This is a genomic window from Halorubrum vacuolatum (assembly GCF_900188065.1).
GTDB lineage: Archaea > Halobacteriota > Halobacteria > Halobacteriales > Haloferacaceae > Halorubrum > Halorubrum vacuolatum.
Genome location: NZ_FZNQ01000004.1, coordinates 70,565 through 87,900, shown reverse-complemented (window position 1 = coordinate 87,900; position 17,336 = coordinate 70,565). Strand labels below are relative to the sequence as shown.

The 17,336-nt window shown below is 65.2% G+C and carries 24 protein-coding genes and 1 tRNA gene; 9 read left to right on the top strand and 16 right to left on the bottom strand.

The window, feature by feature from the left end; translation table 11 throughout:
• The first annotated feature begins 64 nt into the window (after positions 1 to 64).
• From CHB65_RS05975 to CHB65_RS05945, 7 genes are all read left to right on the top strand, one after another.
• Complete coding sequence (locus CHB65_RS05975; protein ID WP_089384149.1) at positions 65 to 523, top strand: chemotaxis protein CheW; 459 nt, start codon at positions 65 to 67, stop codon at positions 521 to 523.
• A 143-nt stretch (positions 524 to 666) separates the two neighbouring features.
• Complete coding sequence (locus CHB65_RS05970; protein WP_089384148.1) at positions 667 to 1,362, top strand: RAD55 family ATPase; 696 nt, start codon at positions 667 to 669, stop codon at positions 1,360 to 1,362.
• Positions 1,362 to 1,742, top strand: coding sequence for a hypothetical protein (locus tag CHB65_RS05965; protein WP_089384147.1), 381 nt, complete (start codon positions 1,362 to 1,364; stop codon positions 1,740 to 1,742). The genes CHB65_RS05970 and CHB65_RS05965 overlap by 1 nt, the downstream gene beginning before the upstream one ends.
• Positions 1,743 to 1,785: 43 nt before the next feature.
• Complete coding sequence (locus CHB65_RS05960) at positions 1,786 to 2,394, top strand: DUF7504 family protein (RefSeq protein ID WP_089384146.1); 609 nt, start codon at positions 1,786 to 1,788, stop codon at positions 2,392 to 2,394.
• A gap of 24 nt (positions 2,395 to 2,418) precedes the next feature.
• Positions 2,419 to 3,177, top strand: a complete 759-nt coding sequence (locus CHB65_RS05955; RefSeq protein WP_089384145.1) for a sugar phosphate isomerase/epimerase family protein — start codon at positions 2,419 to 2,421, stop codon at positions 3,175 to 3,177.
• Between the two features lie 302 nt (positions 3,178 to 3,479).
• Complete coding sequence (locus CHB65_RS05950; RefSeq protein WP_089384144.1) at positions 3,480 to 3,797, top strand: helix-turn-helix transcriptional regulator; 318 nt, start codon at positions 3,480 to 3,482, stop codon at positions 3,795 to 3,797.
• A complete protein-coding gene (locus CHB65_RS05945; protein WP_089384143.1) occupies positions 3,794 to 4,129 on the top strand; it encodes a hypothetical protein in 336 nt (111 codons plus the stop codon). The genes CHB65_RS05950 and CHB65_RS05945 overlap by 4 nt, the downstream gene beginning before the upstream one ends.
• Positions 4,130 to 4,543: 414 nt before the next feature.
• Here the strand turns inward: CHB65_RS05945 and CHB65_RS05940 are convergent.
• From CHB65_RS05940 to CHB65_RS05920, 5 genes are all read right to left on the bottom strand, one after another.
• Positions 4,544 to 4,628, bottom strand: a tRNA-Leu gene (locus CHB65_RS05940).
• Positions 4,629 to 4,695: 67 nt separating this feature from the next.
• Entirely contained in the window at positions 4,696 to 5,034 is a 339-nt protein-coding gene (locus CHB65_RS05935) for a ferredoxin (protein ID WP_089384142.1), read from the bottom strand.
• A 101-nt stretch (positions 5,035 to 5,135) separates the two neighbouring features.
• Entirely contained in the window at positions 5,136 to 5,759 is a 624-nt protein-coding gene (locus tag CHB65_RS05930; RefSeq protein ID WP_089384141.1) for a diacylglycerol/polyprenol kinase family protein, read from the bottom strand.
• Between the two features lie 31 nt (positions 5,760 to 5,790).
• Entirely contained in the window at positions 5,791 to 7,587 is a 1,797-nt protein-coding gene (gene glyS / locus CHB65_RS05925; RefSeq protein ID WP_089384140.1) for a glycine--tRNA ligase, read from the bottom strand.
• On the bottom strand, positions 7,587 to 8,435 hold the full coding sequence (locus tag CHB65_RS05920) for a CBS domain-containing protein (RefSeq protein ID WP_089384139.1): 849 nt from the start codon (positions 8,433 to 8,435) through the stop codon (positions 7,587 to 7,589). Before CHB65_RS05920 ends, glyS begins: the two co-directional genes overlap by 1 nt.
• Before the next feature lie 313 nt (positions 8,436 to 8,748).
• Here CHB65_RS05920 and CHB65_RS05915 point away from each other — a divergent pair, with 313 nt between their 5' ends.
• A complete protein-coding gene (locus tag CHB65_RS05915; RefSeq protein ID WP_089384138.1) occupies positions 8,749 to 8,970 on the top strand; it encodes a DUF7556 family protein in 222 nt (73 codons plus the stop codon).
• Between the two features lie 31 nt (positions 8,971 to 9,001).
• Here CHB65_RS05915 and CHB65_RS05910 read toward each other — a convergent pair whose 3' ends face one another.
• From CHB65_RS05910 to CHB65_RS05890, 5 genes are all read right to left on the bottom strand, one after another.
• Positions 9,002 to 9,904, bottom strand: coding sequence for a ketopantoate reductase family protein (locus CHB65_RS05910; protein ID WP_089384137.1), 903 nt, complete (start codon positions 9,902 to 9,904; stop codon positions 9,002 to 9,004).
• Between the two features lie 105 nt (positions 9,905 to 10,009).
• Complete coding sequence (locus tag CHB65_RS05905; protein WP_089384136.1) at positions 10,010 to 10,210, bottom strand: dodecin; 201 nt, start codon at positions 10,208 to 10,210, stop codon at positions 10,010 to 10,012.
• Positions 10,211 to 10,299: 89 nt separating this feature from the next.
• Positions 10,300 to 10,635 carry a DUF7116 family protein gene (locus CHB65_RS05900; RefSeq protein WP_089384135.1) on the bottom strand — a complete coding sequence of 112 codons (336 nt, stop codon included), beginning with the start codon at positions 10,633 to 10,635 and terminating at the stop codon, positions 10,300 to 10,302.
• A gap of 83 nt (positions 10,636 to 10,718) precedes the next feature.
• Complete coding sequence (locus CHB65_RS05895) at positions 10,719 to 10,964, bottom strand: DUF5816 domain-containing protein (RefSeq protein WP_089384134.1); 246 nt, start codon at positions 10,962 to 10,964, stop codon at positions 10,719 to 10,721.
• Positions 10,965 to 11,092: 128 nt separating this feature from the next.
• Entirely contained in the window at positions 11,093 to 11,344 is a 252-nt protein-coding gene (locus CHB65_RS05890; protein ID WP_089384133.1) for a hypothetical protein, read from the bottom strand.
• Positions 11,345 to 11,465: 121 nt separating this feature from the next.
• Between CHB65_RS05890 and CHB65_RS05885 the strand changes: the two genes are divergently transcribed.
• A complete protein-coding gene (locus tag CHB65_RS05885) occupies positions 11,466 to 12,758 on the top strand; it encodes a TIGR00341 family protein (RefSeq protein WP_321166739.1) in 1,293 nt (430 codons plus the stop codon).
• Positions 12,759 to 12,815: 57 nt separating this feature from the next.
• Here the strand turns inward: CHB65_RS05885 and CHB65_RS05880 are convergent, their stop codons facing one another.
• The 6 genes from CHB65_RS05880 to CHB65_RS05860 form a co-directional block, all read right to left on the bottom strand.
• Positions 12,816 to 13,805, bottom strand: a complete 990-nt coding sequence (locus tag CHB65_RS05880) for an NOG1 family protein (protein ID WP_089384132.1) — start codon at positions 13,803 to 13,805, stop codon at positions 12,816 to 12,818.
• Between the two features lie 46 nt (positions 13,806 to 13,851).
• Positions 13,852 to 14,550 (bottom strand): DUF2391 domain-containing protein, encoded by a 699-nt coding sequence (locus tag CHB65_RS05875; protein WP_089384131.1) that lies wholly within the window; start codon positions 14,548 to 14,550, stop codon positions 13,852 to 13,854.
• A 61-nt stretch (positions 14,551 to 14,611) separates the two neighbouring features.
• Entirely contained in the window at positions 14,612 to 15,397 is a 786-nt protein-coding gene (locus CHB65_RS05870; RefSeq protein ID WP_089384130.1) for an alpha/beta fold hydrolase, read from the bottom strand.
• Between the two features lie 77 nt (positions 15,398 to 15,474).
• Complete coding sequence (gene mgtE, locus CHB65_RS05865; protein ID WP_089384129.1) at positions 15,475 to 16,602, bottom strand: magnesium transporter; 1,128 nt, start codon at positions 16,600 to 16,602, stop codon at positions 15,475 to 15,477.
• Entirely contained in the window at positions 16,599 to 16,745 is a 147-nt protein-coding gene (locus tag CHB65_RS17325; protein WP_179213593.1) for a hypothetical protein, read from the bottom strand. The genes mgtE and CHB65_RS17325 overlap by 4 nt, the downstream gene beginning before the upstream one ends.
• A 162-nt stretch (positions 16,746 to 16,907) precedes the next feature.
• Positions 16,908 to 17,306 carry a DUF5778 family protein gene (locus tag CHB65_RS05860; protein ID WP_089384128.1) on the bottom strand — a complete coding sequence of 133 codons (399 nt, stop codon included), beginning with the start codon at positions 17,304 to 17,306 and terminating at the stop codon, positions 16,908 to 16,910.
• Positions 17,307 to 17,336 lie beyond the last annotated feature (30 nt).

Genomic DNA, 17,336 nt, shown 5'->3' with positions numbered 1-17,336 from the left:
CCCAGTAATCACCCCTGATAATTCAGGGGATACCGTTATGAGTCGAATGGACGCATCGGTGAGTATGGCAGCCATCGAGGCGGACGCCGAACCCACGAAGGTGCTGGAGTTCGGCCTCGGCGACGGAACGTACTGTCTGGACATCGGCGTCATCGACGAGATCGTCGACGCCGGCGAGCTCACGCGGATCCCCAACTCCCCGGCACACGTCGAGGGGGTGATGGATCTGCGCGGGCGTACGACGACCATCGTCGATCCGAAGACGCTGTTCGGGATCGACGAGGCCGGTCCCCGAGAACGGATCGTCGTCTTCGATGACGATCGGCTCGATGAGAGCGGGACCCTGGGATGGATGGTCGATGAGGTCTTCCAGGTACGCGATGTCGCCCCCGAAGACGTCGATCAGGCGACGACGGTCGATGACGACGGCGTCAACGGGATCGTCAAATCCGACGATCGGTTCGTCGTCTGGGTCGCGCCGGATGTCCACAGTGAGACCACGGAGACACCGGCCGAAGCCTGAGCGTGCCGATCCTCACGACCGTCCCCCTTCCAACATAATGCGGAGCCCGGCTCTACTGGAAAACCCATCCGATCCGCCGAGGCCATTCTCGCGGATGAAATTCGGACATCAAGGTTTATGAGTCCTTTCAGTTGAATACGGCTATGCGTGTCTCCAGCGGCGTTCCCGGGTTCGACGAACTCGTCGACGGGGGCTTTCCGGGGCAACGATTATACGTCGTGAGCGGCCCGCCCGGCAGCGGCAAGACGACGTTCTGTTCACAGTTCGCGGCCCAGGGCGCCCGCAACGGCGAAAACGTGCTGTACGTCAGTATGCACGAGACGAGGGAGGGAATCCGTGAGGACATGAGCGGATACGACTTCGGGTTCGATCGCGCACTCGACACCGACCGCGTGACGTTTCTCGACTCGTTTTCTACCGACGGTCGCCGGTTCTTCGGGCTGCCGGGTGAACGCCGCGATCGGTCGGGCGTGACGAACCGACTCACCGGATTTATCAACTCCCGCGATATCGACCGGGTCGTCTTCGATTCGACGATGCTCATGCGGTTTTTGCTCGATGACGACGAGGACACGATGATCCAGATGCTCTCCTCGCTCAAACGCTCTCAGGCGACGACGCTTCTCATCTCCGAGATGACCGACCCGAGCGCCTACTCCGAGGAGCATTACCTCGCTCACGGCGTCATTTTCATGCACAACTACCTCGAAGACGGCGGGATGCGCCGCGGCATTCAGGTGTTGAAGATGCGGGGAACCAACATCGACACCGACATTCAGGACGTCGAGTTCACGAACGCCGGACTCCACGTCGGGACGGCCGCGACGGTGAGACATTGATGTACGATCGAACGTACGGCACGGAGTGGACCGAACTGGATCGCGGCGAGGCGATCGATCGCGCCTTCGCGCTCGGCGTCATGGCGGCCGGTGGAACGAAGCGACGGCGGGAGCTCTCGCGACTCCTCGAAACCGCGGATAGCGCCTACGATCGGAGCCTCATCCAGCTCGCATACGACGAGGGGCGCACGCAGGGACTCGAGGCGTCCGCCGAGGACACCGAGACGCTCTGGAAGGAACTGGTCGACGAACTCGGCAATCCGCGGGAGGCACCGCTGCCGGCGGCGGTCCCCGGTGCAATAACGGAGCTGACACTTCTACGCAAGCGAAGCGAAGGATTGCCGTCCTCGTTGGACCTTCCGTCGATGCTCCGAAAGTGATCCCTCGGAAGGGTTTTACCGGCCTCGCCCCCACACCAAGACGATGACCCTCCTTCCCGACGCCGTCCGCCACGCCGAAAGCGTGTTGGTAAGCGGGCCGCCGATGAGCGGGAAGTACGAACTCCTGATGCGGATCCTCGCCGAGTGGTCCGAGCAGCCGGTCATGATCTCCACGGGACGGTCGGCAGGGAAGGTCCGGGAGGAGTATGAACAGATCACCGACCGCTCCGGGGATGATCTCGTCGTCATCGACTGTGCCTCCCACGAACAGGGCGCAGAACACGCCGACACCCCGACCACGAAGTACGTCGCCAGCCCCGGAAACCTCACCGACATCGGGATCAAATTCACCAACGTCGTCGAGTCATCGGCCGGACTGGAGCGTGCGATCGGGATCCATTCGCTCTCACAGCTGTTGATGTACTGGGAGGCCGAGCGGATCTACCAGTTCACCCGGGTAATGGCTGCACAATCCTCCGGCGAGGGGTGGCCGTTCGTGGCCGTCATCGGCTCCGAGACACACGACACACAGACCATCCACACCCTGCATGAGCCGTTCGAACTCATCGTCGAGACCCGCGTGACCGACGACGGCCGCCAGTTCCGCACCCTCGATCGGGTCGGTGGCCCGACCGAGTGGACGGATTTTTAATCCAGTCCGTACGGTGGAATACCCATGCCTCGACTCGCCATCCAACTCTACACGCTTCGATCCCTCGACGAGCCGCTTCCGGCCCTCCTCGACCGGATCGCCGACCTCGGCTACGACGGCGTCGAGTTCGCCTATCGGGTTCAGGAGACGCCGACCGACGAGGTCCGTGCCGCCCTCGATCGGACCGATCTGGCGGTCGCCGCCGCACACGTTCCGATCGAATCGCTCGCAGTCGAGTACGACGCGACGGTCGCATTATATACGCAACTGGATTGTGACACGCTCGTTATCCCGTGGATCGATCCGGATCGCTTCGAGACGGTCGGGCGGATCGCCACCGTCGCCGAGCGGCTGAACGAGCTCGCCGCCGACCTCGCGGCCGACGGGATCTCGCTCGCGTATCACCACCACGACCACGAACTCGTCGCCCTCGAAAGCGCCGATCACGCACGCTGGACCGCACTCGACGAACTGCTCGACCGCACCGACGACCGGATCGGCCTCGAGGTCGACCTCGGCTGGGCGCTGGTCGGCGGCGTCGACCCCGGCCTCCTGCTCGACCGATACGGCGACCGGATCACGCACATCCATGTTTCCGACGCCGACGTCGTCGCCGGCGAACCGGTCGGCCTCGGCGAGGGCGACCTCGACCTCGACGCGCTTGCGGACGCGCTCCACCGCGTCGACGCCGACTGGTGGGTCTACGAACACGACGACCCCGACGATCCGATCGCGTCGATCACGGCCGGGATCGACGGGCTTCAGCGGCACGTCGGGAGGTAGCGTCCGCGGGTGGCGGGTCGGTGTCGTATTACCCGTTGCTTCGACGATTGTTTATATACTCTGTTGTGGGTGATTTATATCCAATTTAAGCAAGATCCGGGGGAGAGGATTCGAACCACGGTCGCTCCCGTTCGCTCGCATCGCTCGCTCACCTCCCGCTCTCTGATTCGAATCCCCCTGTTAATACACACCTGCGACTCGCGAATTGCTCGCCGCAGGATGCGGGGGAGAGGATTCGAACCACGGTCGCTCCCGTTCGCTCGCACCGAACAGTTATTACACTCTATTGCATTTTATTTACTATGCCAATCAGCATCGATCGGTTCGAGGAGGGCCCAGATGACGCTCTCGACATACAGACGGGCACACAGCCGTCTCGCATCCTCCAGTTTCTCGCCGAACACAGTGATCAGGCGTTTACACAGACGGAGATCCACGAGGCGACCGGCATCAATCGGGGAAGCGTCGGTGCCGTGCTCTCGCGACTGGAGGATCGAGGCCTCGTCCGGCATCGTGGACGATATTGGGCGATCGGCGAAGACGATCGCCTCGCTTCGTATGCCGCACAACAAGCGGCGAGTTCGGCCTCGACGATGGACGATTACTACGGCGAGGAATGAGTGCCATCTATACTCGTGGGATGGTGGTGAAAGGTCCCGACCTCCTTGCGGGGCACGACTACCGCCCCTACGTGTGTCTCAGCGATGAATCACACCCATTCTCCGACGAAGAAGCCCTGTATACTGCCGTCACGACGACCCAGCGACCTGTTGCACTCCCGCTTGACGAGGAAGATTTCGTCTCCGGGGGATTGCCGCGTGAAAGCTACGTAAACCCCTGGACGATCGTCTCGATCCGCCACAGTGACATTCGACATGAAGAGGGACGTCTCGCAGAAGAAGCCGTTGCTACAATCGCGGCGGAGGCTGCGGGATATCTCGGCATCCAGTAGCGGACATCGTCGTGGGTTGGAATCCCTTTTTGAGCCGCACCCGTTGCTCACAGTCGTTCGCCACGGGATGCGGGGGAAGGGATTCGAACCTCGGTCGCAACGGAGTTGCTCCCTGATTCGAATCCCTCTTTGTCCATATCTCCGACTCGCGAATTGCTCGCCGTAGGATGCGGGGGAAGGGATTCGAACCACGGTCGCTCCCGTTCGCTCGCACGGCTCGCTCACCTCCCGCTCTCTAGCTCGAATCCCTTTTTGAGCCGCACCCGTGGCTCACAGTCGTTCGCCACGGGATGCGGGGGAAGGGATTCGAACCACGGTCGCTCCCGTTCGCTCGCACGGCTCGCTCACCTCCCGCTCTCTAGCTCGAATCCCTTTTTGAGCCGCACCCGTGGCTCACAGTCGTTCGCCACGGGATGCGGGGGAAGGGATTCGAACCCTCGAACCTCTACAGGAGCGGATCTTAAGTCCGCCGCTTTTGGCCAGGCTCAGCCACCCCCGCGCATCCTCGCGTTCTCGGTGGGCGGGCAAACCCCTTTCGGATACGATCGCCCGCGGGCCGTTCCGGACTACCAGTCGACCGACAGCGTCCCGTCGCCGTGTGGATCCGGCGCGATCTCCTCGTCGGTTCGGCGGTCGACGACGTGGATGATCCCCCGATCCTTTTTCGCCGGACACACCTCCGCCGCCCGAACGTTCTCCGGCAGCTCCTCCTCGGTTAAATAGTAGGTTCGCGGCTTCGAGAGCCCCGTGGAGATGTCCATCTCCCAGTTTTTCGCCACCTCCGCGCACTTGCCCGCCCCGAAGCACTTGTTGGCCTCGAAGACGATCTTGTACGGCTTCTCGTCGATCGGCGGCCCCTCCCCGCCGAGGTCGCTCGGGGCGATGGCCTCGCGTTCCTCGCTCATACCCGAACCTCGGTGCGCGTGGCCCTTTCGTCTATCGGTCCGGGATCGACGCCCTCCCGTCGGGTCCTCTCACCCGGAACGCTGCCCACCCGGAACGCCGCTTACCCCAGGAGCGCGAGCACGGCGACCATCGCGACGCCCGCGGCTGGCGGAATGGTGAGGTTGTCGTCGACGGCGACCCCCCGAATGATCGGTGGCGATCCGTCCGCAACGGCGGCGGCGGTTCCCCCGGCGATCGCGACGGCGACCCCCACGGTCGTCCCGAACGCGGGAACCGTGAAGGCGGCCGCGATCGCCGTACAGACGAGCCCCATCACGACCCAGACGGTCGCCCGCTTCGGCTCCGTCGGTCCGTTGTCCCCGAGCATTCCGCTTATCGGGTCGCCGAGCGACAGCATCCACATCGCCGGGATCGCGAGCGTCGGCGCCAGCGCGAGCGCGACGGCGGTCATGCTCACCTGATACAGCGCGTAGCCGGCGATCCCGTCCGCCTCGTACTCCCGGACGAGCGCGTCGTACAGCGGATCGAGCGGACCGGCGGCTCCGCGCAGGCGCAGCGCCTCCAGTATCGCGACGATGGCGAGTCCCACAAGGAGGAGGTAGCCGGTCTGCTGCCAGGAGATCCAGCCGAGGAGGTACGGGACGGCGTAGAGGGTTCCACCCGCGTGCACGAGGCGTCGCTCGAATTCGACGCGTTCGCGCCACGCCGCTCCCGGGAGGCTCATCGGTGACCCATCGGGCCGCCAATCCGGTCCATTACGCGGTCTCCACGTCCGTTTCGACCAGTTCGTGGCGTTCGCGGAGGGCCGCAAAGTCGCCGTCCTCTCGAAGCGTAGCCACCTCGTCGACGAGCGCCGGGACGGGCACCCGCACCTGTACGGCCGAGTCGCGCTCGCGAAGCGTCACCGTCTCGGGGCCGTCGCCCTCGATCCCGTCGCGATCGACGGTGAGACAGAACGGGGTGCCGACCTCGTCCTGTCGCCGATAGCGGCGGCCGATCGAGCCGGAGTCGTCGTACGCGACCGAGAAGCCGGCCTCGCGGAGGTCGCTTGCGACCCGGTCGGCCAACGTGACCAACCGGTCGTCGTTCGTCACGAGCGGGAAGACGGCGACGTCACGCGGGGCGATCCCCGGCTCCAACGCGAGGTAGGTCCGTTCCTCGCCGTCGACCTCGTCTGTTCGGTAGGCGTGTGCGAGCAGCGTCTGGACGGTTCGCCCGATCCCGAAGGAGGGCTCGACCACGTGCGGAGTGATGTGTTCGCCGCTTTCGGTCACCTCCTCGATGGAGAAGTTCGCCACCTCGCTTTCGACCTCGTACGTCTCGGCCGCGTCGCCCTCGCCCACCTCCACGGTCACCGTCGCCGCGTCGAAGGCGTTCGGATCGCGGGCGGCGAGGGTCTCCAGCGCCTCCGCGACCGCCGCGGCGTCCGCGCCGAACTCGGGGCCGAGCGTCGCCATGTCCGGGTCGACGCTCGCCCGCTCCACCGTCTTCGGCTCGTCGTACCGCTTGAAGACGGTGAAGGAGTCGTCGCCGTACTCGTCGTGTTTCGAGAGGTCGTAATCGCCCCGGTAGGCGAACCCCGCGATCTCGATCCAGTCGCCGTCCACCTCGCTTTCGGCGTCCCAACAGTCCGTGGCGTAGTGCGCGCGCTCGCCGGGAAGGTGTTGGCGGAACCGGAACCGGTCCATATCGACGCCGATCCGGTCGTACCACCGTTTCGCGACGCCGAGGTAGTAGCCGACCCACGGCGAGCCGATGATCCGATCCTCGACGGCCGCACCGATCGTCGTCTCGACGTAGTCGCCGTCGTCGGCCTCCTGTTCAGTGGCGGGGTAGAGCGTCACTTCGACGTCCGCGACGCGGTCGAGCGGCGGGTCGTCCGTCTCGGGATCGATGAACTGCTCCAACTCCGCCTGCGTGAACTCACGAAGCCGCAGGAGTCCGCCCCGCGGGGAGATCTCGTTGCGGTAGGCGGGACCGATCTGGGTGATCCCGAACGGGAGGTTCCCGCGGGCGTACTCCTTTAATCGGGGAAACTCGACGAAGATCCCCTGTGCGGTCTCCGGGCGCAAGTAGCCCGGCTGGGCGTCGCCGGGGCCGATGTCGGTCGCGAACATCAGGTTGAAGCTCTCGACGGGGACGCCCGAAAGCGACGCCCCACAGGTCGGGCAAGGGATTTCCGCGTCCGCGATCAGCGCCTCGACCTCCTCGCCGGGAAGCGCCTCGGCGTCCTCGACGTCCGTCGCGTCCTCGACGAGGTGGTCGGCGCGGTGGGAGGAGTCACACTCCGGACACGCGATCAGCATGTCGTCGAACCCCTCCAGATGCCCGGAGGCCTCGAAGACCGGCTCCGGCATCACCGTCGGCGCTTCGATCTCACGGTTTCCCTCCTTGATCGTGAAGCGGTCGCGCCAGGCGTCCTCGACGTTCCGTTTCAGCGCGGCCCCCTGTGGACCGAACGTGTAGAAGCCGGCGGTTCCGCCGTATGCGCCGTTCGAGCCGAAGAAGAATCCGCGGCGCTTCGCCAACTCGACGAGGTCGCCGCCGCCCATCAGAGGCCCTCCAGGAGGTCGACGTCCCGGACGATGCCGACGAGTTCGGCACCGCTCACGAGCGGGACCTGCTCGACGTCGTTCGTGATGAGCTCCTGAGCCACCTCCTTTGCGGTCCGCGTCTCCGTCACGGTGACGAGGTCCTCGGTCATGAACTGACGCGTCTCCTCGGCGGGGATCTCGACGTTCCGTGTCGGCAGGTAGCGGGCCCCGATCGCTTTGATCCCCTCCCAGGACCACTCGGAGTCCTGTTCGGCGATCGAGTCCCCGGTGCTCGCCTCGCCCTCGACGACACGGGCGACCTCCAGGATGTCGACCTCGGTGAGGATCCCCGCCATCCGCGCGTCGTCGTCGAGAACGATGGCGTACGGCACGTCCGCGAGCCCGATCTCACGCTCGGCGACGGGCAGGGGGGTCCCGACGTACGTGGTGTTGACCGTTCTCGTCGCGAGCGGGCCGACCTCGCTCGATCCGTCGACCTCGCCCCGCGCGATGGCGCGGATCACGTCGGTCACGGTGACGATCCCGACGAGCGCGTCGCCATCGACGACGGGGAGGCGACGGGACTTCTCGGAGACCATCGTCGCCGCCGCCTCACGGAGGTCATCGTCGGCACCGACGGTCGGAACCTCGCGCATCAACAGCGCGAGCTGGTCCTCGTCGGGCTGTTCGATGAGGTCGTCACGCGAGACGAGCCCGCGGTAGATCTCCTCGCCGTCGACGTGCTTGACGACCGGCACCGAGGAGAAGCCGTGCTCTTGAATGTACTCCAGCACGTCGCCGCGGCTCCCGGGGATCTCGACGACGACGAGGTCCGCCCGCGACGTCATGGCGTCTATTACGTTCATGCCCCGCCATTTGCCGGCACGCCTCTTGTGTACTTCGAAGCCGGCCGCCCCGCCGTCTCGACCATTTCGTGGCCGGCCGCCCCGCCGTCTCGGCCATTCCGTGGAGCTGCATACCGGGAACCGAAATTATTGTCAGCATGCTATCTTAAACAGTGTTCCCACATCACGTGAAAATTGGTTATGTGATCGATAATCGGTGTTTTTCTACTCATCTAGCTGATTAGAGTCGCATGCTTGCACGTTTGTGAACGTCTGAGTGCGATCGCTGTCACAGTTCGGAACCCTTATAAATACGTGAGAAATACTCACTACCATGTCACGGAGTTCCACTCCTTGGGACGAACCGGACCCCGACCGCCGCCGACCCGGCGTGCCGACGGGTGCCGACGCGACGGTATCGCCGTCGCCGGACGTGATGGCGTCCGTCGACTCCACCCGGTCCCGACCGGAGCTCGTGATCGCCGACGTCTCCCGCGAGGACGCGTGGCTCTCCGTCGACCAGACGGACGCACCGGTCCTCGAGGAGTGGTGTTAACGGTCGGCAGCGATTTCGTTTGTGAGGCGGTTCACTCCGACGGGCGCAGCCCATGCTCGGCCTCCCATCCGCGTAACAGCGCATCGAGGAGTCGACAGACCGGCACGTCGATCCCGACGTCGTTCGCGCGGTCGATGACGGCCCCGTAGATCGCGTCGACTTCGGTTCGCCGCCCACGCTCGACGTCCTCGCGCATCGAGGAGTGGTTTCCCGCGGTGTTCGCCGCGACACGTTCGGCGGCGCTGACCGCTCGATCGCGGTGGAGATCGATCCCTTCCGCGCGAGCGACGCACGCGACCTCGCGGGCCGCCTCCCGTGCGACGGGACCCGTCGGGCCCGACAGCGTGCTACCGTTTTCGATCCGTGCGAGCGCCGAGGGGCCGTTAATGGCCGCGTTGACCGCGAGCTTCTCGTATCGCCGTTCGGGCATATCGTCCGCAGCGGTCGCCTCAACGCCTGCCGCGGCGAAGGCTTCACGGAGGCGTTCGGCCGCCGGCTGTGTGTCCGTCGTCAGCCCACCCACCACCACCTCGCCGATCCCCGTACATCGAACCCGACCGGGCGAGTCGAATCGCGCGCCGTAGCTCGCGGTGCCGGCGAGGACCGTCGTTTCGAGCGACGCGAACCGTTCCTCGACGAGTCCGTTCGAGAGCGGGCAGACGATCCCGTACTCGCCGGTTGCAAGCGCCCGTGCGGCGTCGTCGATGTCGTACGCCTTCGTGGTCACGAGCGCGATGTCGGCGCTGCGGTCGCGGCCGTCGGTCGTCGTCCGCGGCCGGACGGCCGTCTCGATCGCCCCTTCGATCCGCAGCCCGTCGGCTCGGATACGACGCATATGCGGGTCCCGACCGACGAGCGTCACCTCGTGTGTTCGAGCGAGCAGTCCCCCGATGAGACTTCCGAGCGCACCCGCGCCGTACACGAGGATCTCCATGTCGTGCCCCTCGGTCCCCCCGTAGAAAATGGATATCGGTCCCGGCGGGACGACCGGCCGGGGCCCCGACCGCGGATGACGCGGCGTCCACCGGACCGTCTCCGATCAGTCCTCCAGTTCGAAGGCGACCTCGACCTCCGCCTGATATTCACGCTCCGGGGCGTTTTTGATCTCCACCCCAAACTCCTTTACCTCCGCCCAGTAGACGTTCTCCAGGGTGTCCTCGGCCCGGTCGATCGCGTCGTCCGCGGCGGCGTCGAAGCTCTCCTCGCTCGTTCCGATCAGCGTGATCTTCTTGAATACCATGCGTCGTGTCGGTTGGACGCACGTGTTAATAAAAGGCCGTGCCGGGTGCAGCCCCAGTGCGTCATCGGGGGCGTGTGTTTCGATCGCCGTCAGGGGCTACCGGGGGCGCCCTCCATGACGACGAAGTCGTCGCCGTCGACGCCGATCACCGCCCAGTCGTACGGCGGCTTCAACGCGGTCAGGTCGTCGCGGAGCGCCGTCGCGTGGTCACGCCACGTCACGAAACACCGAAGCCGCGGCGTCTCCCCACCGTCCGCGAGATACGGTCCGAGGTCCTCCGTTCCGTCGGAGGAAAGCGCGGTCACATGGACACGTCGCCATTTCCGCTCCGCGACGAACTCCTGTCCGCCCTCGGTGACGGTGTATCCGAGTTCACGAAAGACGTCTCTGGCCTCCGTCGTCGGTGGGATGCTCGCAGTGGCCATCTGGCTGAAAATTCGATCGCGACCGTGATAAACTTTCCCACGGTGTAGGCCCGTCCGGCGGGCCCGCGGTCATCACGGACGAATCACTCGTGTGCGGCGTCCCACTCGTCGGGTTTCCGTACGTTTCCGCAGTCGTTACACTGGATCCGCCCCATCGTGTCCATCGCGGTATCGAGCGAGTCACAGCTGCCACAGTAAAACCCCCATCGACTCGATGCGCGCTCGTCGTCGAACACGACGTGAAACGGCCCCTCGGCGCCCCGTTCGATCCGCCGACGGTCGACGTACACGCGCTCACCGTCGCCCGTCGTTGTCTGCTCTAACGCCATGTATGCACGCTATCCGGCGGACCGACTTAAACGGGTAGTTTCGGGCCGATCAGGAGGGATCCGGAGGGCGGGTCACCGGGACCGATAGAACGATACCGGGGACGTGCACGGCTTGTCCCCGAGGCGATTCACGAGTCGGCGGTCGTCCAGAGCAGCGGCCCGACGATCGCGAGCCCGATCCCGAAGAGGATGTACGTCGGCGGCATCGTCGTAAACGGGGCCATGAGGAAGATCGCGCCGAAGCCCATGACGACCAGCGAGATCACTTTCTGGGACTTCAGCGGCGCGGCGCCGAGCAAGGACGCGATGAACGCCAGGATCAGCACGTGGCCCAAGTGATAATCGAGCAGGAACGCGTCGATGAGCAGGGGCGTGGTCATTCGTGTCGTCATCTGGGCGGGATTCGCGCTTTAAAGTTCCGTTTCGGCGGACGGGCGACCCGCCGGGATGGATCGCGGGATGAACCCGGAACTATAAACGTTGGCTGATCGACCCACAGTCGTGCGACTCGTACAGATCATGATCCCCGTCGGTAAACGGGAGGCGGTCATCGACGCGCTGGATCAGAAGGGGGTCGACTACGTGATCACGGACGAAACGAGTACCCGCGAGTACGACGCGGTCGCGATGTTTCCGCTCCCGACCGCCGCCGTCGAACCCGTCCTCGAGCGGCTCAGGGAGGCCGGGATCGACGAACGAACCTACACGGTCATCACCGCGGCGGAGACGGTCGTCTCTCGGGATTTCGACACGCTCGAGGAGCAGTACACCGAGGAGGCCGAGCGTGGCGAGGACCGTATTTCGACGCAGGAACTCCAGACGAAGGCGGTCGACCTCGTCTCCGGTATCGAAACATACGTGTTGATGACGGTGCTGTCGGCGGTGATCGCGACCGCCGGCCTCCTGCTCGACTCGCCCGCAACCGTCGTCGGCTCGATGGTGATCGCGCCGCTGATCGGACCCGCGATGTCGGCTGCGGTCGGAACGGTCGTGGACGACGACGACCTCTTCAGACGAGGGATACGGCTCCAGGTACTCGGGGTCGCCCTCGCTGTCGGGTCCGCCGCCGTCTTCGCCGCGGCCCTTCGGGCGCTCAACCTCGTGCCCCCCGGAGTCGATCCGCTGGCGCTCGCGGAGGTCTCCGAGCGACTAGCACCGAACGTGCTCGCCCTCGCGGTCGCGCTCGGCGCGGGCGTCGCGGGGATCGTCTCGCTCATGACCGGCGTCTCCGCCGCGCTCGTCGGAGTGATGATCGCGGTGGCGCTCATCCCGCCCGCGGCCGCCGTCGGCATCGGGATCGCCTTCGGCATCCCACGGCTCGCCCTCGGTGCGGGCGTCCTCGTCATGGTCAACGTCCTCTCGATCAACCTCGCGGCGCTCGTCATGCTCTGGTACGAGGGGTATCGCCCACAGCGATGGTTCCGTGAGGACGAGGCGCGGGCGGCACTCTTGAAGCGCGCGGCGGCGCTCGTCGTCGCCATCGCGATCCTCTCGATGTTTCTCGGCGGGGTCACCTACGACACCTACGTCGAAACGACGACGGAAGCGGAGATCAGAAGCGCCGTCGGCGACGAACTCGCCGCGATCGACGGGGAACTCGAACTCCTCGAGCTCCAAGTCGAACGCTCCGGAACCGTCCCGCCGCTGTCGACGGACCGCGTGATCATCACCGTCGGCGGCCCGCCCGGTACGGCGGTCGACGGCCTCGCCGCGGCACTCGATACACGGATCGAGGCGACGGTGGGCCATGGGGTCGCGGTCGAGGTGCGGTTCGTCACCGTCGAGCGCGCATGACGTCGCGTCCGTACATGCGCCGGCCGGAGGAAGTTAGCACGGCTCCCGGTTCGCCGCTCACTTCTCGCTTCGATCCCGGGTCGGGAGCTCCGGTTCGTACGCGATCGCCTCGACGACCATCTCGAGAACCTCGTCGACGTTCTCGTCCTCGGTGACGCTCATCGTCGCATCTACTGCTTCCGCTTTCACCGCCTCGAAGCGGTCGTGTTTGTTCGCCACGGTGAGCACGGGGATCGACGGGTCGAAAAGCGTCCTGACCTCCTCGCGAAGCGCCAACTGCACCTCGAGTGGATAGCCGCAGTCGCCGGAGGGATCCAACACGAAGAGGACGACGTCGGCGAGGTGTTCGAGCGCGCTGACGGCCTGTCGTTCGATATCGTTCCGCTCGTCGGCGGGCCGGTCGAGCAATCCCGGCGTGTCGACGATCTGGTAGCGGATGTGGTCGCGCTCGAAGTGGCCGACCTGCACGCCCTTCGTCGTGAACGGATATTCGGCGATCTCGTTGGAGGCGCGCGTGACCGCGTTGACGAACGAGGATTTCCCGACGTTCGGATAGCCGGCGACGACGATCGCGGGTTCATCGGGCCGGATGTCCGGGAGGGTACGGAGCGCGTCCCGCGCCTCGCCGATCCGGAGGAGGTCCTCCTCGATGTCGTCCATCAGGTCGGCCATACGCGCGAACGCCTGCTTGCGATGTTTGGTGGCCGTTTCGAGGTCCGAACTGCGGAGCCGCGAACTGTAATCGTCACGGAGCGTCTCGATCCGCCGGGCGGTCCACATCACCCGTGAGAGCGACTGGCGAAGTTCGTCGACGTCGACGATGGCGTCCGCGAGCTCGTAATAAAAGGGGTCGACGTCGAAGCCGAAATCCGGCCAGGAGACGACGACGTTCTCCAAGTTGTCAGAGAGGACGTTGCCCGCGGTCCGCAGCATCGACTCTTGGGCCTCGTGGCCGCTTTTTGCGCGGCCCGCGCGTGCGGCCCGCGAAAAGGCCTTATCCACCAACTCCCCCGACCGAGGGGTCGTCGGGAGGCCTTCGAATATCATAGCCCCGAATTGCCGGCCGAGGCGTATAAGGGCGTCCGTTTGGCGCTCACTCGACGGGTCCGCCGATGTCGTCGCCCTTCGACTCGCCGGGGAGGATGTCCCCTAGGGCCGCCCCGAAGGCGGCGGCGGCCCAGATCACCGTCACGCGACCGACCTGCTCCAGCGTCGTTGGGTCCTCCTCGTGAAGCCGGCCCCACATGAGGAGCATAAAGAAGGCGGTCAGCAACGAGATGAGGAGCACGCCGAGGTACCGTCGTGGGATGAACCCGAATATCGGGTTCGTCACCTGTACCTGCCTGAAATCGGCGTAATACAACAATCCCGCGGTCATGCCCAACACGAACAGCACGTTCATGATAAAAAAGACCGGGATGCCGCCGGGCGTAAACTCGATGAACCACTCCGCGATCTCGAAGACGCCGTCCTCGACCAAAAGCGGCAACGAGAAGATGACCGCCCCGACGAACGACTCCGCCATATCGCGGCTGGTGTATTTGTTGATGTGGCTGGTAAACGCCCTGCTCCCCGGCATCCGTTCGACCAGCGCGATCGTCTGTTTGACCTTCCGGCGTTCGGCGTCGTCGTCGACGATCGCCTCCAGCGCGTCGAGTTTATTCAACAGGTCGTCGATGTTGGGGTCCTCCGGCAGCCCGGCCGTGAGGGTGCCGTTGGGATCGCCCGTCGGTGCCTCGGCCCCGGTCGTGTCCGGAGGGGACGTATCCTCGGCCCCATCGTCGCGGCTCATGCAGGGAGGGACAAGATGAGTATATAAAAAGGTGGCCGACCCCGGGACGGTTCGCGGATCGTCACCCCAATCGGTCGAGAAACGACGCGAGCGCGGCGTTGAACGCCACCGGCGTCTCCATCATCGCGAGGTGGGCGGCGTCCTCGACCGTCGCCCGCTCACACCGCGGGATCGATTCGGCGAGGAAGTCGTGATACGACGGCGGCGTAAGCCGGTCGTGTTCGCCGACGACCGCCAGCGTCCGCGGCTCCACCGCCGGGAGCCGGTCACGCACGTCGAACCGGTTACAGCTCCGAAAGTCGCGCTCGACGACGGCTCGTCCACACTCGCGCATCGTCGCCGCCGAGCGGTCCACGTACGCCGAGGAACCGTCGTGAAAGAGCCGGTCCTCGCCGTGGAGGAACTCGATCGCCCGATCGAAATCGTTCGCGAGCCAGTCGAGCAGATCTCGGAGCACGGGGAGTTTCGCGCCCGTCCCGGCGAGCACCAGCCCCGCGAGGTCGACGTCGCGTTCGAGCGCGACCCACAACGCGACGGCCCCGCCGAGGGAGCTGCCACAGAGGACCGGCCGCTCCCCGGAGTTCGTCGCGGCCTCCACGACGGCGAGGACGTCGTCCGCGTAGACACCGAGCGTCTCGCTTCCGGGTTCGGCGTCGACGTCGTCGCTCGCGCCGTGTCCGGAGAGATCGAGCGTCACGACCGGAAACCGATCGGCGAGCCGTGTCTGTGCGCGCCAGACGTCGCCGGTGCCGCCGCTGCCGTGGATGAAACAGATCGGCGGGCCGTCGCCGCCGCGATCGAATCGGCGGTAGGCGGTCTCACGGCCGTGGTGGGAGGTCCGGTTCATATTGAAAACTTCCCGGCCGAGGTGTATAAAAGGAAGCGGCGGTCGGCTCCGCGAACCCCACAGCGGAGGTACGATCCCTACAACAAGTGTGCGAGAAGCACCGTCGCGAGCCCGAAGTAGATCACGAGCGCGGTGACGTCCTTCACGGTCGTCACGAGCGGGTCCGAGACCGCCGCGGGGTCGTAGTCCAGTTTGTGGGCGATCCACGGGATCACGTAGCCGACGAGGCTCGCGATGACACAGACCGCGACGAGCGAGACGAAGATGACGAAGGCGATGGTGCCCGCGTCGGCCGCCTCACCGCGCAGACCGGCGATCCAGCCGTAGGCGGCGAGCGCGCCGATGGATCCGATAATGACGCCGATCACGAGCCCGACTTTCGTCTCGCGGGCGAAGTGACGCATCGCGTTCTCGTCGTCGATGTGCCCGAGCGCGAGGCCGCGGACGAAGATTGTCGACGCCTGCGTGCCGACGTTGCCACCCATGTCCATGATGACGGGGATGAAGAAGCCGAGGACGATGACCGCATCCAGCGTCTCCTCGAAGCCCTCGATGACGAGCCCCGCAGCGAGTCCACCCGCCAGCGCGACGAGCAACCAGGGGAGTCGCAGCCGAAGGATCCGCGAGATCGAGGATTCGAGGATCGCCGTCGAGCGCGCCTCCTCGGCGCTCGAAAAGGAGATACCGGCGCTTTTCATGATGTCCTCGGTTGCCTCCTCCTCAAGCGCGCCCATCATGTCGTCGGCGCGGAGGACGCCGCGAAGCGCACCGTCGGCGTCGGTTACCGGCAGCACCGGGAACTCGAGTTCGCGCATCCGGCGGGCGGCGGGTTCGATCTCGTCGTCGACGCCGAGGGTGATCAGGTCCTCGGTCATGATCTCCGAAACCGGTGTGTCCTCCGGCGCGTTCAACAGTTCGCGCAGCGAGAGCACCCCGACGAGCTCGCCGGGTTCGCCGTTCTCATCGGCGCCCTCCACGACGTAGACGTAGTAGACCGTGGTCTCGTCCTCGTCGGTCGGCGCGAACTCTCGGAAGCGTTCGATGGCGATGCCGGCGAAGGTATCGGAGCCGACGGCGACGTAGTCGCCGGTGAGGACCTCGGAGACGGTATCGAAGTGTTGTTCGGGGATCGGTTCGGACGGCGCACCTTCATCGGTGCCACCGTCAGGATAAAAGAACTCGTCTGATGGGGCGTCTGTATTCATAGGCACCCTCCGATGGGTTCGCCGGCGGCCAACTCGCCCTTTGGAGTCCCGTCGACGGTATCGGTGGCGACGGGCGGTTCATATCTGCTGTCCACGTGCCCTGCGCCCGGCGTCTGGTGCGCCGGCTGATGTTCGTATGGCATGCGTTTCGGGATGTGGTTTAACCCCGCTTAAAGATTTATTTCCAGATGTTCAAATGGCATAATTTAACGAGGGGTGTGTGATCACGTCACGTCCGAACGCGGTGTCCCTGAGGTCTACAGAGAAAACAAGGCGAGTGCCTCGGGGCTTGACCCCGAGGCAGTTCACGGGACCTGCGTTACGCGATCGACGCCGTCGAGATCGGCGAGGGCGCTTGCGAGTGCATCCTGATCGACGCCGGCCTCATAATAAAAGACGATGTCGAAGGTTCCCTCACGGAGGAGCTGTTGACACTCCCAGACGAACGCTTCATCGTCGAGCGTAAGCCCCTGAAACTGGTTCGAGGAGAAGTCGGTGTTGTCGTTCCCGGCCTCGATGTACGTCTCGCCCTTGTCGGCGTGTGCGGCGATAACGTCGTTGGCCGCGACGGTCAACTCGTGCATCTCGAGGTCCTCGCTGCCGGAGAGGGTCGTATGGACGATACAACCGACTAACTCGATATCGCCGGGCTCCAACAACGCCTTCGTCCGGACGTAGAGGTCGTCATCGAGGGTCTCGCTCATGATCGACGGTTCGGCTCCGGTGATAAACCC

Excerpts from the sequence above, each read along its gene's own strand:
- CHB65_RS05975 (WP_089384149.1), top strand. The coding sequence starts at position 65 with ATGGCAGCCATCGAGGCGGACGCCGAACCCACGAAGGTGCTGGAGTTC.
- CHB65_RS05970 (WP_089384148.1), top strand. The coding sequence starts at position 667 with ATGCGTGTCTCCAGCGGCGTTCCCGGGTTCGACGAACTCGTCGACGGG.
- CHB65_RS05965 (WP_089384147.1), top strand. The coding sequence starts at position 1,362 with ATGTACGATCGAACGTACGGCACGGAGTGGACCGAACTGGATCGCGGC.
- CHB65_RS05960 (WP_089384146.1), top strand. The coding sequence starts at position 1,786 with ATGACCCTCCTTCCCGACGCCGTCCGCCACGCCGAAAGCGTGTTGGTA.
- CHB65_RS05955 (WP_089384145.1), top strand. The coding sequence starts at position 2,419 with ATGCCTCGACTCGCCATCCAACTCTACACGCTTCGATCCCTCGACGAG.
- CHB65_RS05950 (WP_089384144.1), top strand. The coding sequence starts at position 3,480 with ATGCCAATCAGCATCGATCGGTTCGAGGAGGGCCCAGATGACGCTCTC.
- CHB65_RS05945 (WP_089384143.1), top strand. The coding sequence starts at position 3,794 with ATGAGTGCCATCTATACTCGTGGGATGGTGGTGAAAGGTCCCGACCTC.
- CHB65_RS05935 (WP_089384142.1), bottom strand. The coding sequence starts at position 5,034 with ATGAGCGAGGAACGCGAGGCCATCGCCCCGAGCGACCTCGGCGGGGAG.
- CHB65_RS05930 (WP_089384141.1), bottom strand. The coding sequence starts at position 5,759 with ATGAGCCTCCCGGGAGCGGCGTGGCGCGAACGCGTCGAATTCGAGCGA.
- glyS (WP_089384140.1), bottom strand. The coding sequence starts at position 7,587 with ATGGGCGGCGGCGACCTCGTCGAGTTGGCGAAGCGCCGCGGATTCTTC.
- CHB65_RS05920 (WP_089384139.1), bottom strand. The coding sequence starts at position 8,435 with ATGAACGTAATAGACGCCATGACGTCGCGGGCGGACCTCGTCGTCGTC.
- CHB65_RS05915 (WP_089384138.1), top strand. The coding sequence starts at position 8,749 with ATGTCACGGAGTTCCACTCCTTGGGACGAACCGGACCCCGACCGCCGC.
- CHB65_RS05910 (WP_089384137.1), bottom strand. The coding sequence starts at position 9,904 with ATGGAGATCCTCGTGTACGGCGCGGGTGCGCTCGGAAGTCTCATCGGG.
- CHB65_RS05905 (WP_089384136.1), bottom strand. The coding sequence starts at position 10,210 with ATGGTATTCAAGAAGATCACGCTGATCGGAACGAGCGAGGAGAGCTTC.
- CHB65_RS05900 (WP_089384135.1), bottom strand. The coding sequence starts at position 10,635 with ATGGCCACTGCGAGCATCCCACCGACGACGGAGGCCAGAGACGTCTTT.
- CHB65_RS05895 (WP_089384134.1), bottom strand. The coding sequence starts at position 10,964 with ATGGCGTTAGAGCAGACAACGACGGGCGACGGTGAGCGCGTGTACGTC.
- CHB65_RS05890 (WP_089384133.1), bottom strand. The coding sequence starts at position 11,344 with ATGACCACGCCCCTGCTCATCGACGCGTTCCTGCTCGATTATCACTTG.
- CHB65_RS05880 (WP_089384132.1), bottom strand. The coding sequence starts at position 13,805 with ATGATATTCGAAGGCCTCCCGACGACCCCTCGGTCGGGGGAGTTGGTG.
- CHB65_RS05875 (WP_089384131.1), bottom strand. The coding sequence starts at position 14,550 with ATGAGCCGCGACGATGGGGCCGAGGATACGTCCCCTCCGGACACGACC.
- CHB65_RS05870 (WP_089384130.1), bottom strand. The coding sequence starts at position 15,397 with ATGAACCGGACCTCCCACCACGGCCGTGAGACCGCCTACCGCCGATTC.
- mgtE (WP_089384129.1), bottom strand. The coding sequence starts at position 16,602 with ATGAATACAGACGCCCCATCAGACGAGTTCTTTTATCCTGACGGTGGC.
- CHB65_RS17325 (WP_179213593.1), bottom strand. The coding sequence starts at position 16,745 with ATGCCATACGAACATCAGCCGGCGCACCAGACGCCGGGCGCAGGGCAC.
- CHB65_RS05860 (WP_089384128.1), bottom strand. The coding sequence starts at position 17,306 with ATGAGCGAGACCCTCGATGACGACCTCTACGTCCGGACGAAGGCGTTG.